This is a genomic window from Paenibacillus sp. FSL R7-0313, from assembly GCF_037969885.1.
Classification (GTDB): Bacteria; Bacillota; Bacilli; order Paenibacillales; family Paenibacillaceae; genus Paenibacillus.
Genome location: NZ_CP150219.1, coordinates 4,224,543 through 4,238,537 on the forward strand (window position 1 = coordinate 4,224,543; position 13,995 = coordinate 4,238,537).

At 48.8% G+C, this 13,995-nt stretch carries 12 protein-coding genes; 11 read left to right on the plus strand and 1 reads right to left on the minus strand.

Features of this window, described 5'->3' with window-relative positions:
- The first annotated feature begins 22 nt into the window (after positions 1–22).
- The 9 genes from NSQ38_RS18615 to NSQ38_RS18655 all read left to right on the plus strand — a co-directional run bounded on the left by NSQ38_RS18615 (position 23) and on the right by NSQ38_RS18655 (position 11,117).
- Positions 23–2,071, plus strand: a complete 2,049-nt coding sequence (locus NSQ38_RS18615) for a hydantoinase/oxoprolinase family protein (RefSeq protein WP_339783393.1) — start codon at positions 23–25, stop codon at positions 2,069–2,071.
- Positions 2,068–4,041, plus strand: a complete 1,974-nt coding sequence (locus tag NSQ38_RS18620; protein ID WP_339783395.1) for a hydantoinase B/oxoprolinase family protein — start codon at positions 2,068–2,070, stop codon at positions 4,039–4,041. Before NSQ38_RS18615 ends, NSQ38_RS18620 begins: the two co-directional genes overlap by 4 nt.
- Before the next feature lie 68 nt (positions 4,042–4,109).
- Entirely contained in the window at positions 4,110–5,246 is a 1,137-nt protein-coding gene (locus NSQ38_RS18625; RefSeq protein ID WP_339783397.1) for an extracellular solute-binding protein, read from the plus strand.
- 72 nt (positions 5,247–5,318) lie between these two features.
- Positions 5,319–6,449, plus strand: coding sequence for an ABC transporter ATP-binding protein (locus NSQ38_RS18630; RefSeq protein ID WP_339783399.1), 1,131 nt, complete (start codon positions 5,319–5,321; stop codon positions 6,447–6,449).
- Positions 6,446–7,363, plus strand: coding sequence for an ABC transporter permease (locus tag NSQ38_RS18635; protein WP_339783401.1), 918 nt, complete (start codon positions 6,446–6,448; stop codon positions 7,361–7,363). Before NSQ38_RS18630 ends, NSQ38_RS18635 begins: the two co-directional genes overlap by 4 nt.
- The gene (locus NSQ38_RS18640) at positions 7,356–8,201 is read left to right on the plus strand and encodes an ABC transporter permease (RefSeq protein ID WP_339783403.1); all 846 of its coding nucleotides are present in this window, start codon (positions 7,356–7,358) and stop codon (positions 8,199–8,201) included. The genes NSQ38_RS18635 and NSQ38_RS18640 overlap by 8 nt, the downstream gene beginning before the upstream one ends.
- Positions 8,194–9,411 carry a Xaa-Pro peptidase family protein gene (locus NSQ38_RS18645; RefSeq protein WP_339783405.1) on the plus strand — a complete coding sequence of 406 codons (1,218 nt, stop codon included), beginning with the start codon at positions 8,194–8,196 and terminating at the stop codon, positions 9,409–9,411. The genes NSQ38_RS18640 and NSQ38_RS18645 overlap by 8 nt, the downstream gene beginning before the upstream one ends.
- 82 nt (positions 9,412–9,493) lie before the next feature.
- Complete coding sequence (locus NSQ38_RS18650; RefSeq protein WP_339783407.1) at positions 9,494–10,681, plus strand: MFS transporter; 1,188 nt, start codon at positions 9,494–9,496, stop codon at positions 10,679–10,681.
- Positions 10,682–10,766: 85 nt separating this feature from the next.
- Positions 10,767–11,117 carry a hypothetical protein gene (locus NSQ38_RS18655; protein WP_036613800.1) on the plus strand — a complete coding sequence of 117 codons (351 nt, stop codon included), beginning with the start codon at positions 10,767–10,769 and terminating at the stop codon, positions 11,115–11,117.
- Between the two features lie 162 nt (positions 11,118–11,279).
- Here NSQ38_RS18655 and NSQ38_RS18660 read toward each other — a convergent pair whose 3' ends face one another.
- Positions 11,280–11,906: an FMN-dependent NADH-azoreductase gene (locus NSQ38_RS18660; protein WP_339783409.1), complete on the minus strand. Its 627-nt coding sequence runs from the start codon at positions 11,904–11,906 to the stop codon at positions 11,280–11,282.
- Between the two features lie 236 nt (positions 11,907–12,142).
- On the opposite strand from NSQ38_RS18660, the gene NSQ38_RS18665 reads away from it, so the two are divergent.
- Both NSQ38_RS18665 and deoC read left to right on the plus strand, forming a co-directional pair.
- The gene (locus tag NSQ38_RS18665) at positions 12,143–13,081 is read left to right on the plus strand and encodes a sugar-binding transcriptional regulator (RefSeq protein WP_062836066.1); all 939 of its coding nucleotides are present in this window, start codon (positions 12,143–12,145) and stop codon (positions 13,079–13,081) included.
- A 214-nt stretch (positions 13,082–13,295) separates the two neighbouring features.
- On the plus strand, positions 13,296–13,946 hold the full coding sequence (gene deoC / locus NSQ38_RS18670; protein WP_076215422.1) for a deoxyribose-phosphate aldolase: 651 nt from the start codon (positions 13,296–13,298) through the stop codon (positions 13,944–13,946).
- The last annotated feature ends 49 nt before the right edge of the window (positions 13,947–13,995 follow it).

Sequence of the window (13,995 nt, forward strand, 5' to 3'; positions counted from 1 at the left end):
CTGTGATAAAGGAGTTGAGCTTGTGGACACAATCTACCGTTTAGGCATAGATATCGGAGGTACCTTCACGGATGCGCTGGTGATGGACCATCAGGGCAGGGTGGTTACGGCGCTCAAGACGCCATCGATTGCAGCAGCTCCGGAACAGGCGATTTTTAATGCACTTGATCAACTCAAGGCGAATGGTGCGAACATTCGTGAGATTGATCTGTTTGTGCATGGAACCACGCTTGGCGTAAACACGTTAATCGAACGAAATGGCGCAGTTACAGGTCTGCTGGTCACTAAAGGATTCCGTGACATTCTTGAAATCCGCCGGTTGCGACTTGAGGATACAACCAATCTGTATGGTGACAAGACCGATGCGCTGGTACCGAGACATCGCGTTAAGGAAGTCGATGAACGGGTCATTGCGAGTGGGGGCATACTCCAGCCACTGAATGAGGAACAACTGTTGCAAGCGGTGGATGAGTTGGTGGAGGATGGCGTTACCGCTTTGGCGATTAGCTTTTTACATGCTTATGTGAATCCCGCTCATGAGCAGCTTGCGGAAGATCTGATCAGGGAACGTTATCCGCAACTGTTCATCTGCCGAAGCAGCGCCATTTGGCCACAACAGCGTGAGTTCGAACGAACACTCGCAACGGCCATGAACGCTTATGTAGGTGACCGGATGGGGTCTTACTTCCTGCGTCTGCAAGAAGGGATTCAGGCATACGGCCTCAAAGCCAACTTGCTGTCCACCATGTCCAACGGTGGAATTATGACGGCTGCCAGAGCGGCTAATGAGCCGGTACGTACACTTCTGTCCGGGCCTGCTTCCGGTGTAATCGCCGCGACCCATATTGCTGAACGAGCTGGCATTCATCAGGTCATCACATTTGACATGGGTGGGACAAGTGTTGACGTTGCTCTCATCGACAAAGAACCAGCCTATTCATCTGAGAACAAGGTTGGAGATTTTCCTGTCATCATTCCTGCTGTTGATGTAACGGCTATAGGAGCAGGTGGTGGTTCAATTGCCTGGCTCGATTCCGTAGGCGTACTCAAGGTTGGACCGCGCAGCGCGGGAGCCAATCCCGGTCCAGCCTGTTATCAGCGCGGGGGAGAAGAGCCGACAACCACAGATGCCTATCTACAGCTTGGTATCCTGCATGCTGACCGTTTCCTTGGCGGACAAATGCGTCTGTATCCCGAACTTGCAGAGCGTACTCTGGGCAATCTGGGAGAGAAGCTTGGACTGAATGCCGAACAGACTGCGCAAGCCATTCTCGATGTGGCAACCGCCAATATGTATGCCCAGTTTTCCCCTCTAATGGCCCGCAAGGGCGTTGATCCTCGAGATTTTACGTTGCTCGCATATGGTGGTGCTGGTCCGATGCATGCTTTTCTGATGGCACGCGAGGTAGGTATCGGCAGAGTGCTGATACCGCCATCTCCGGGAACACTGTGTGCCATGGGCTGCACGGTCGCCAATCTCCGCAATGATTTCGTTCATACGTTACACAAAAGTACCCAAACTCTGGAGTCTGGTGAATTAAGCTCTCTTTTCACTGAATTGGAAAACCAGGGACGTAGTTGGGTCGTTGAGGAAGCCCGTGGTGGTGTCAAGCTGGACAATATTTATTGCCTATACAGTGCCGATATGCGATATGAGGGACAGGCCTTTGATATAGAGGTCACGCTGACATTGGAAGAAATTGAAGATCCCAAGAAGGCAGGGATTAAATTCCATACATCTTACCAAAACGTGTTTGGCATCAGTCAGCCAGAGGCAGAAGTTATGTTTGTAAGTCTCAGAGCAACCATTGTTGGTGTTTTGCCTACCCATAACACGGTAGATCCGGCAAATTTGCCATTCGATGAGAGTACAGCGGAAGAACGGATCATAACCTTTGACCATGTACAGCAGACAGCCAAGGTACTGAAAAGGGGACAGATTCCATCGGTGGATGCTCCCATCCCCGGGCCCATTATTGTGGAGGAATATGATACAACGATCTTTATCCCGCCTGGATATAAGGTATACCGGGATGGCCACGGGAACGTGATTGGGGAGGTGGAAGCATGATCGGCGACAAGGTCTTTCTTGAGATTTTTAACAACCGGATTCAAGCTGCCGTGGAAGAAATGGCGAATGTTGTTCTGCGCACAGGCTTCACCGCTTTTGTCAAAGAAACGGGCGATTTTGGAACCTACCTCTTATCTCCATCCGGGGAAACGTTCGGGTCACCGCTGGAGACGGGTTACAATCTGTCTCTGGGCATCCCTGCTGCTACGACCATTAACAGCATAGAAGACTGGAAAGAAGGGGATCTCGTCATATGTAATGATCCTTATTCCACCAAAGGCATGGTCACACACCTTCCAGACATTCATCTCATCAAGCCTTATTTTCATGAAGGACGAATCATCGCTTACGGCATGTGCTTTGTTCATTCATCCGATGTAGGCGGCAAGGTACCAGGGAGCGTATCTCCCAGCGCCTACGATATTCATATGGAAGGCATTCGAATTGCACCAGTCAAGCTGTATGAAGCCGGTGTTCTGAATGAGCAGATCCTGCGCATGTTTCTGGACAACAGCCGAATTCCGGAGCAAAATCTCGGTGATCTCAAAGCACTTATGGCTGCATTGAATCGGGGAGAGCAGCGGCTTGGAGAACTCATTGCACGATATGGTGTGGAGAAAATCGAGCAGGGCATCGAACATTTGCTGGAATACGCCGAGCTGAAGGCACGTGCCATCGTGCAGGATATCCCGGACGGTTCCTATGACTTCTGGGACTATCTGGAGAAAGGACCAGGGGGTTATCCTATCCGGTTGCGTTGCAAAATGACGATCGCAGGCAGTGACATTCATCTGGACTTTAGCGGCACCGATCCTCAGGTGAGGGCTTCCTTCAACATTCCTACCCACAACCAACAGGGGCATTATATGCTGGTGCCCGCACTTATTCGTTATTTCCGTACGCTTGATCCAACGATTCCGTGGAATTCGGGCATGATCCGCATGGTGCGAAATTACGCGCCGCCTGCTTCCGTACTCAACCCGGAGCCGATGGCAGCAGTTGGGGCACGTGCTGCGACCTTTATCCGGCTTATGGACGTCATCACGGGTGCTTTGGGAAAAGCTCAGGGCAGTATGGTTCCCGCGGCAGGAGCTGGACAAGCCTGCATCGTCATGATGGCGATGACAGATGCATCCGATGGCAAGAAAAAGGTTGGCGTGATTCAGCCGATCTGCGGAGGTTCGGGAGCTAGGCCGATGAAAGACGGCATTGATGGCATGGATTTTGCGGTCGGTCATCTTCGGAATATTCCTGTGGAAACGGTGGAATCCGAGATGCCTGTGTTGATCGAACATTATGGTCTTCGTGCCGACTCGGCAGGTGCAGGAACCTTCCGCGGTGGAAGCGGGATTGATTTATGTGTCAGAATTCTAACACCGGATACGGTGATGACGGCCAGAAACATGGAACGTATGGAGTTTCAGCCTTGGGGCAGGCTCGGTGGTGGCGTAGGTTCACATGGAGAAGCGATTCTTAATGCTGGACGTGCAAGTGAGGATCATCTGGGAAGAATTGATGAGCTGTTGCTTCAACCTGGAGAAACGGTTACGTTCTTGTCGCAAGGCGGAGGCGGATATGGTGATCCACTTGAACGTGACCCACGCCTAGTTCTGGAGGATGTAAGAAGGGGGCTAGTATCCCCGGAGAAAGCCCTTGAGTTATACGGTGTTGTGATTGACGGCCTGGAGCTGAACGAGAGCGATACCGAACTAATGCGAGCCAAGCGACCACGGCAGCAGGAGGAATTCGCCTATGGCAAAGCGCGGGAGCAATTTGAAGACATATGGAGCGATGAGATGCAGGTAACGCTGAATCAGGCCTTGCTGAATGTTCCGCTGGCACTGAGAGACTACCTGAAGCGTCAGACCATGGGCGTTGTAGAGGAGAAGTATAAGGATTCCCTATCTGTAGATCCACGGGAGATATCCGACATTATGGAAGGTTTACGCCAGCAAATAGGGTTGCATTGATCAAGGGTATGGAGACTATCTAGTTCTGTCATATCGGTAAAACCAACTACATGGATGGGGGAATTTGCATGTTCAAATCCAATAAAAAACGCTTTCTCAGCCTCGCCTCTCTGACACTGGCCGGTACATTGGTGCTTTCGGCCTGCGGTGGAGCAGGCAGCTCAAGTAATACTGCCGGAGAGAGCGACTCTTCAGGAGCAAGCGGAGACAAAGTTAAGCTGACGATGTTTATCTGGGCTGGCTCTAATCAGGATGTTGTACCCAAAGAAGTGGTTGCCGAGTATGTGAAAGAACATCCCAACGTTGAAGTCACCTTTGAGGAATCCTCCAATTCGGTAATGTACCCAAAGATGGTTGCAGGCAAGCAGGCTGATGCCAACAATCCGGTGGTTAACTTCGGTTACTTTAATGCAGATGCGACGGCAAAAGGATTGAATGATGACATGTGGGAGCCGCTGGATACAAGTATCGTGACCAATATCAAGGATATCCCGGAATCCTTCCACAAGCCTGATAATAAAGGTGTGGTCTGGGGCGTTTCGAGCTTTGCCCTGGTGTATAACAAAGACCTGGTGAAAACGCCGCCTACCAGCTGGAACGATCTATGGGATAACGAGGAGTTCAAAGGAAAAACTGCGCTTTGGGACTACATGTTCTATTCCTATATCTCTCCACTGATTGCTACCAAAGGTCAGGAGATTGGCGCATCCTATGATAATCCCGAGCCAGCCTTCCAGTTCTGGGCAGATCGCAATGACCAGATTGGCACATTGGTTTCATCCAATGATCAGCTGAAGGCACTGCTGGAGTCAGGTGATGCTCTCATTGCCCCATTCAGTGCACAGGTTGCACAGACATGGATTGATGGCGGTTCTCCACTCGCCGTAGCATATCCGAGTGAAGGTGCCATCTCTTTCCCGTATACACTTCAGGTAGTGAAAGGCTCAACACCAGAGCAGACACGTGTTGCAAACGAAATTATTAACGAATTGTTGAGCGCAGAGGCACTGTCACAATACGCAGAAGCAACGGGTACACCAGTAACCAGTACGACAGCTGCAGTTCCGGACAAGTACAAGGATGATCCTTCATTCTCCGTCGAAACGCAAAGTAACGGCATTAATCCAGACTGGGATGTGCTTGCACAGAACAGTTCCTCCTGGAAAGAACTATGGGATCGACTCGTGAAAACAAAGCTTCAATAAAAGGATTGTTGCCAGGCACACAACGATTCCGGGTTCTGTTATGAATCCGGAATGGAAGGGAGGGAATCAGAGATGAGCAGCGGACAAGAGACCATATCCATTGAAACAAGGGAAGTCACGAAGACTTATGGTGAACGAGCCGCCGTTGATCAAGTAACACTCCAAGTGAAAAAGGGAGAGTTCGTTTCCTTGCTTGGTCCGAGTGGCTGTGGCAAAACCACACTGCTGCGCATGCTTGGCGGACTTGAGCAGCCGGATCAGGGCACCATTATGCTGGGAGGCCGGGATGTTACCGGCATCCCGGCCTATGGACGCAACAGCAACATGATTTTTCAGCAGCTTGCGTTGTTCCCTCATATGGATGTATTCAACAACATTGCCTATGGACTAAAGGTGAGGAAGTTACCAAAAGCCGATATCCAACGACAGGTAGGTGAAATGCTTGATCTGGTCCAGCTCGGAGACTATGGCAGGCGTGCGGTATCCGAGCTGTCCGGGGGGCAGGCCCAACGCGTCGCCATTGCTCGCGCACTGATTAACAGACCTGAAGTGCTGCTGCTTGACGAACCTCTCTCTGCATTGGACATGCAGCTGCGTCTAGATATGCAGCGAGAACTGAAACGCATCCAGCGCGAATTCGGCGGAACGTTTATCTTTGTAACGCATGATCAGAGCGAAGCCATGAATATGTCTGACCGAATTGGCGTCATGCGCGCCGGAAAGCTGCTGCAATACGCAACCCCTGATGAAATCTATGAAAGACCGGCCGATAGCTTCGTGGCCAAGTTTATTGGAGATACCAATCTCTTTGAGACGGAAGTGTTAGGACATGAGGTGAATGGAATTCGGGTAGAATGCTTTGGCAAACCATTGCTGGTGAAAGTCAGTGATGGAAATGCCGTACCGAAAGCGGGAGCACAACATTCCTTATCGATTCGTAATGAGTATATTCGACTTGGAGAAGATGCAACTCATTGCCTGAACAAGCTGGATGGACATGTGATTGAAGCGGTATACGGCGGAGCAAATATTCGATACAGCGTGCAGATTGCTGAAGGTTTTCTGGTTCAGGCCAGTGTGCTGCATCAGCGGGGAGCCCCACGTTATAGTCCAGGTGAGCCAATACAAATTGGCTTTGACCCGGAGGACGCGCTCTTGTTATCCGAACCCATGCATGATCGTGTACAGGGGACAGGAATATGAACCGGATCGCGGATCGAATCGTGAATCTGTATTCCTTTGGAAACCGGACATGGGTAACCCGGTTGCTGCTTCTGTTGCCTGCGCTTGCTCTGATGGGCATCGTGTATCTGGGCGGGTTGCTGATCTTTGGCAGATATAGCTTTGATATGTATGAGAATGGAAAGCTTATTCGGGGTTGGGATTTGGGAGCTTATCGTGCTTTTCTGTCCGACCCTTATTATTGGAAGCTGATTGACACGACGTTTCGCATTGCCTTCAAGGTTACGCTGTGGAGCCTTCTACTTGCCTATCCGCTGGCCTATTGCATAGCGGGTCTAAAGAAACCTGGCATGAAACAGTTGTTGCTGCTGCTTACGTTTCTTCCGCTACTGGTCAGTGCAGTTGTGCGTTCTTACGGATGGCAGCTGTTGCTGTCCAAACAGGGCTTCATGAACTGGTTGTTCATCCGGTTGGGGCTTACCGAGGAAGGATTCAGCATGATATACAACGAGACAGGTGTTGTTGTGGCCCTTGTCCATATTTTCCTGCCATTTATGGTCTTTCCGATCCTGAATGTACTGTCCCAAAGTGACGCTTCCTTAAAGGCAGCTGCTCAGGATCTGGGCGCGGACAGCTGGCGAACGTTCCTGACCATTACCTTGCCTTTATCGGCAAGAGGTATTGCAAGCGGGGTACAGATTGTGTTCACGCTATGTCTCACCGCCTTCACCACACCTCAGTTGATCGGTGGGGGAAGAGTCATGACACTTCCGGTATTTATATACCAGCGTACCTTGGATACCAACTGGCCGATGGCTGCGGTTGCCAGCTTGTTCTTGCTTGTGTCTTCCATCGTTGTCTCGCTGCTTGTGAATAAAGGAGCAGAGATGCTGATGTTCCGTCGTTCCCGTAAGGGAGGTCAGGCGTATGGTTAAGTCGCATAGGGGCACCAAGCTGCTGCTCTATATCTTTGTGGGCGCTGTAGCAATTTATTTGCTGCTGCCACTGCTGATGATTATGTTGACATCTGTAGGCTCAGGTTCAGCCAGCAAATTCCCGCCCGAAGGTCTAACCTTGAAATGGTATGCCAATCTGAGTGAACAGACGCAGTTTCTCGATGCATTCAAGAACAGCCTTATTGCTTCTACAGGGGCGGTTCTGCTGGCTTTGATTACAGGTACACTTGCAGCGCTAGCCATCGTGCAGTACCCTTTCCCGGGTTCTGGTATCTTAAGGGCATTTTTTGTATCTCCGATGGTTATGCCGAAAATTACGCTGGGTATCGCATATCTGATTTTGTTCTCGAAAATGCATATTGCTGGCGGACTGTTTGCGCTTATTTTGGGTGAAGCGGTCATTGTGCTTCCATTCGTGCTCACTCTTGTAGGCAGTGCGTTAGCCAATCTGCACCCGGCTCATCGGGAAGCTGCCGCGGACCTTGGCGCAGGGCCGTTGCGTATTTTTTTCACAATTACACTTCCACAGCTCCGCCTATCCCTGCTTCTGTCAGGGTCAATCGCTTTTGTCTTCACTTTCGATCAGGTCGAGGCTGCACTGCTGCTGCTCCGTCAGGACAGCTACACGTTGCCAATACAGCTATTCCTGTATATGGAGAAATGGCAGGACCCAACGATTGCCGTGGTGTCTGTAGTTCTGATCGCTTTTGCGCTGGCTCTGTTTATGACGATTAAACTAGTGCTGCGCTCTGTACCAGGACTTGAAAGTTTGTTTGGTCGCAGGAAAACAAAAGGAGGTCTGGATCAAAATGAATAATTCACAGCATCTATCCCATAGCTCAGGTCTGAATCGGGATCGGGCGGAAGAAGTGATGAAAGCACAGGGGCTAAGCGCCCTGATTGCAACGACTCCGGAGAACATTCACTATGTCATCGGGTCCCAGCTGCGTGCAAGCAACTGGACCATGCAGATTTATGCGGTTCTACCTGCCGACAGATCTGCTAAGCCATGCATCATCATTCCGACGAATCGGTTGGGCGTTGTGGCTCAGTTTGGTATTACGGGGGTGGACATATTTGCCTATAGTGACTTTTTCGTGGAAGGTTCGATCGAAGGCAAACCTTCCACTGACGACATTGATCTGTTCTATTCTCTCCTGCAAACAACGGTTATTCATCCAGGTCCGGCAGAAGCACTCAAGGCAGCATTAAAACAGCTTGAGATCGAAGATCAGCCGATTGGAATCGATGAGATGCGGATTGCTCCCGACATTCTGACGAGAATCAAGGAGGAGGTTCCTGACAGACCGGTAATACCCGCATATAAGTTGTTCCGAGAAATCCGCCTGGTCAAGACACCTTTTGAAATCGAGCAACTGCGTCAGGCTGCCCAATTAAATGAACGGATTGAGCAGGAAGTAATTGACCTGATTGCCGCAGGTGTTCATGAGAAGCAACTTGCCGATCATTATCGTATGGCTGTGATGAGAGCAGGTGGAACTCCCGCAATGACAGCGGTAGGGGCAGGGCCACGTAGTGCGTTGCCACTCATTGAAAATTATTTTCATACGATTGAGACCGGAGATCAGGTTCGTTTCGACCTCTGCCTGCAGCTGGAAGGATACTGGGGAGATACGGGCCGCACGGTTGTTGCAGGGGAGCCTACCGCTTGGATGATAAAACATTTTGCTGCAGTCAAAAGTGGATGGGAGACGGCACTTGAAACCGTGCGCCCTGGAGTCAGGGCGTCGGAAGTATTCCATGCGGCAGTGTCTCGCGTACAGTGTGAGGGAATTCCGCATTATCGACGTCAGCATGTCGGACATGCCATCGGATTGGAACTGTACGATGATATGACGCTCTCTCCTGGTGACCATCGCGTACTGGAGCCCGGTATGGTGTTATGTGTGGAGGTGCCTTATTACGAGCTTGGTGCAGGTGGATTCCAAATCGAGGACACCGTTGTTGTAACGCCAGATGGTTATGAGTTTCTGACCCATATGGAGCGGAAACTGTTCACTAAATAACGATAAATGGAAGGCTTCACTGACCGGCGATCAGGCCACAGTCGATCCAAGAAGCTTTCTTACTGAGAAAGTTGGAACATCCATGATTCAGCAGGGAACTAAGACGTTTCGTAACATTAGCCTTGCACTGTTCGCCGGAGGTTTTGTCACCTTTGCTTTGCTCTACAGTCTCCAACCCCTAATGCCTGAGATTAGCGATGAATTCTCCATTACACCGGCACACGCCAGTCTTACGTTATCGGTAACAACGATCGCCATGGCACTGACGATGCTGTTCATCGGGTCCTTGTCTGACTCTGTGGGCCGACGCTTTATTATGACAGCAGCACTGGTGATATCTTCTGTAATTGCTTTGCTGAGCGCATTCAGCCCGGGATATACGGAACTTCTTCTGCTTCGTATTCTTCAGGGGGTGGCACTCGCAGGGTTGCCAGCGATAGCCATGACATATCTGTCAGAAGAAATTGAACCTAGAAGTCTTGGTTATGCCATGGGCCTATATATCAGTGGCAATTCGATAGGAGGCATGGCCGGCCGTTTCATCAGCGGTGTGGTGACAGATTGGTTCAGTTGGCGCGCTGCTGTGGGTTTCATTGGTATTCTTGGACTGTGTGCAGCCGTTGTTTTTTGGCTTGTCATCCCGCCATCCCGTCATTTTGTCAAAGCTGCACCCGGATTCAAAAATCCAATACCTCTTTTGTGGTCACAATGTCGCAATCCAAGGCTGTTATGCCTGTATGGACTCGGGTTTCTCCTGATGGGGGGATTCGTGACCCTGTTCAACTATATCGGTTTTGAATTAACGGGAGAACCCTATCAACTTAGCCAGTCCATCGTTGGGAGTCTTTTTGTGGTGTATCTGATGGGTACAGTGAGCAGTACCTGGATGGGCAGGCTTGCCGATCGTTACGGTAGATCACATGTGCTTGGAATCGCGCTGAGCATTATTCTGGCTGGTGCAGTCTGTACCGTTCATCCAGCGCTTTGGGTCAAAATTATCGGACTCGCCCTGTTTGCCTTTGGTTTCTTTGGCGGTCATTCCATCGCAAGCAGCTGGGTTGGACTCGTGGCCAATCAGCACAAATCCCAGGCCAATGCGTTGTATTTATTTTTCTACTATCTTGGTTCAAGCGTAAGTGGAACAGGAGGTGGACTGCTTTACAGTCATCTTGGATGGATAGGCATTGTGGGGATGATCGGTGTGTATGTTTTGATCGGTTTTGTCTTGTGTAATTTGCTTGTTCACAGGTTGAAGGGACAGGCTACATAAATCAACTTTTTCCGACAGCTATTGCATATCCTGAAATACCGAGTATAATACTTGGTAAATAGACGAAAAGGGGATGCAATAAACGATGAAAACACATGCTGAATTGAACTCACTTCTTGTTGACGATTATCTGGATCTCCTGAACATTGCGAAACAGCTAGGTGATGACGAATGGAAAGATGCTATTCTGCAAGCATTGAAGGAAGAAGTCGATGCGAATCATCATCTGGATTCCAAAGAGGTAAGACAGGATTTATGGATTCAATTCGAAGGCATTAATGAACAAATGCATGATCTGTTAATGCAACTGAAACATGCTGACAGTCCTGAGGAGAAAGAGCAGATTATTGAAATGATCTGGGGATTAAAAGTGGACCGTCATGCGATCACACGTAAACTTGAAACCATGAGCCGTGCCAGCGCTGGACATCAATAAGCTCTAGGTTGATTATACATTGAAAACCCGCGTGTTTCCTGGGATTATCCCCAAGGTCGCACGCGGGTTTTATTTTTGCTCTAATTTAATTGTTTACTACACTGCTAATGATGCCACTAGGCATCATTCGTAATCAAAAGCGGACTTTTTTAACTACCTCTCTTAAAACTGTTTTGCGAAAGTGCGTGCTTGCTCTATAGCCTGTTGCTTGATCTCATCCGCTCGATCTTTATACTGGTTATGCCCCTCTACAAAAATGCCATCAAGCTTCGGCACGCCAAGGAAAGACATGATAATACTCAGATAACGATGACCGGATTCCATCTGAGCCGCTGGGCCTTCGGAATAAATGCCACCGCGAGCCTGAATATGCAACGCTTTTTTGTCGGACAACAGTCCAACAGGACCTTGTTCGGTATAACGAAATGTTTTGCCAGCTACGCAGATCGAGTCGACATAAGCCTTCAGAATTGGAGGGAACGAGAAGTTCCACATTGGGGTTACAAAAACATATTTATCTGCTGAGGCAAATTGATCCGACAGTTCATTCAAACGGCTAACTTTGGTCTGCTCTTCGACAGTCAGGTCACTACCCGATTGCAGTTTGCCCCAACCACTGAAGACATCCGCGTCGATATGCGGAATATCCGAACGATACAGATCGAGGTGAACAACCTCATCAGAAGGGTGACTTTCACGATAAGCATCAATAAATGCTTTGCCCGTAGCCATGCTGAAGGAGGTTTCATGATCATGAGGATGGGCAGTAATATACAATAAGGTAGACATACAATTCTTCCTCTCTGTGCGATTAATGGGGTGAAGCATTCTTGGCAATGATGAAGCGACCGCAGTAGTATGCATCGTTTCCCCCGTTTTATACGTCAGAAAGGGATATGAATGGATTGATCATGATACTGAATTGGATGCTATGTAGTGACCAGATACTCAATCCATGTATAATATACAGGACGAGTATTTATTTTCCAAAGACAATAGGATGAGTGAGATGAGCGCACATGGGAATGGACCTGGAGAAGCAACGATTAAGCATTGAAGCAGCGAAATTGTATTATCAGTCCGATTATAGCCAGCAGGATATTGCTGCAAGGTTGGGCGTGTCGCGTCCAACCGTATCAAGGTTACTTCAGTACGCCAAAGATCGTGGATACGTCCGGATTGAAATTATGGACCCGCTGGAGGATATCGATATCATTGCCGGAGAACTCAAGTCGAAATATGATCTGGATACGGCACTTGTGTGTTTTGCCCCGTTGAAGAGTGATGAGGAAATACAGAAGCATATTAGCAAACGAGCAGCAGACTACCTTCAGGAGACAGTTCAGGATGCAGATATTATCGGCGTGACTTGGGGAACAACCATGCATGCTGTCGCACGCCAACTTCGTCCCAAGCAGGTTAAAGGTGTCGAAGTCGTGCAATTGAAGGGGGGCGTAAGCCACTCCCATGTCAATACGTATGCAGCTGAGATTGTTCATTTGTTCGCTGAGGCATTCCATACGGTACCAAGGTATTTGCCACTGCCCGTTATTTTCGACAACATTGAAGTAAAGAACATGGTGGAAGCCGATCGGCATATTGGCAGAATCGTAGAGCTTGGCAGACAGGCCAACATTGCTTTGTTTACCGTGGGTACTGTGAAGGAAGATGCGTTACTGTTCAGGCTCGGTTACTTCAATGAAGAAGAGCAACAATTGCTGATGAACTCCGGTGCAGGTGACATTTGTTCACGCTTTTTCGACGCGGAAGGTCAGTTGATCAGTGAAGAGATTAACAGCAGAACCGTTGGAATTGATCTAGCCGAGTTGAGAAATAAGGAAAAATCAATTCTTGTTGCCGGGGGACAACGCAAAATTGAAGCCATTCACGCCGCGCTTAAAGGTCATTATGCCAATATTCTGGTTACGGATCAGTACACAGCACAGGCATTACTGCGATTCTAATTTCAAATGGATATGGATGACAACATCTGCCACGCAAAAAGGGCGGATGTTTTGCTTTGTTAGGCAGAAAATAGAACGAAGCAAGAACTGTAAGTTGAATCTTGAACAAAAGTTCAAGTTGCTTTTTACATATGTTCATGTTAGTGTAAGTGTATAGAAAATAACTAGTTCAGATAAGGGAGAGATTCAATTGACTACACCACAATTAGCTAAAATGATCGACCATACGTTGCTTCGTGCGGACGCAACGCAAAGTGAAATGGCCAAGTTAACCGAAGAAGCAAAGCAATATCAGTTTGCTTCCGTATGTGTTAACCCAGGCTGGGTTGCTTATGCTGCTGAGCAGTTGCAGGGTTCTGGCGTAGATATCTGCACCGTTATTGGTTTCCCTCTGGGAGCATCTACATCGGAGACAAAAGCTTTCGAAACGAAAGATGCGATTGCTAAGGGTGCAACTGAAGTCGATATGGTCATCAACATCAGTGCTTTAAAAGATGGCAAAGATGATTTCGTTGAACAAGATATTCGTGCTGTTGTTGAAGCGGCTGCGGGTAAAGCTTTGGTGAAAGTTATTATTGAAACTTGTCTGTTGACGGATGAAGAGAAAGTACGTGCTTGTCAGGCAGCTGTGCGAGCTGGAGCTGATTTTGTTAAAACTTCTACAGGTTTCTCCACAGGTGGAGCAACGCCAGAAGATATCGCTTTGATGCGTCGTACTGTAGGTCCTGATGTTGGCGTTAAAGCTTCCGGTGGCGTACGTAGCCTGGAAGATATGCAGAAAATGATCGAAGCGGGTGCAACTCGTATCGGTGCAAGTTCTGGCGTGAAGATTATGCAGGGTGGTCAGTCTACATCTTCTTATTAAGCAAAAGCATCTTATCAAGAAAAAGCTTAATAAATAAAAGTAATGTTAT

Coding starts and splice junctions, on each gene's coding strand:
- NSQ38_RS18635 (WP_339783401.1), top strand. CDS start 6,446: ATGAACCGGATCGCGGATCGAATCGTGAATCTGTATTCCTTTGGAAAC.
- NSQ38_RS18620 (WP_339783395.1), top strand. CDS start 2,068: ATGATCGGCGACAAGGTCTTTCTTGAGATTTTTAACAACCGGATTCAA.
- deoC (WP_076215422.1), top strand. CDS start 13,296: ATGATCGACCATACGTTGCTTCGTGCGGACGCAACGCAAAGTGAAATG.
- NSQ38_RS18645 (WP_339783405.1), top strand. CDS start 8,194: ATGAATAATTCACAGCATCTATCCCATAGCTCAGGTCTGAATCGGGAT.
- NSQ38_RS18640 (WP_339783403.1), top strand. CDS start 7,356: ATGGTTAAGTCGCATAGGGGCACCAAGCTGCTGCTCTATATCTTTGTG.
- NSQ38_RS18665 (WP_062836066.1), top strand. CDS start 12,143: ATGGACCTGGAGAAGCAACGATTAAGCATTGAAGCAGCGAAATTGTAT.
- NSQ38_RS18630 (WP_339783399.1), top strand. CDS start 5,319: ATGAGCAGCGGACAAGAGACCATATCCATTGAAACAAGGGAAGTCACG.
- NSQ38_RS18660 (WP_339783409.1), bottom strand. CDS start 11,906: ATGTCTACCTTATTGTATATTACTGCCCATCCTCATGATCATGAAACC.
- NSQ38_RS18655 (WP_036613800.1), top strand. CDS start 10,767: ATGAAAACACATGCTGAATTGAACTCACTTCTTGTTGACGATTATCTG.
- NSQ38_RS18625 (WP_339783397.1), top strand. CDS start 4,110: ATGTTCAAATCCAATAAAAAACGCTTTCTCAGCCTCGCCTCTCTGACA.
- NSQ38_RS18650 (WP_339783407.1), top strand. CDS start 9,494: ATGATTCAGCAGGGAACTAAGACGTTTCGTAACATTAGCCTTGCACTG.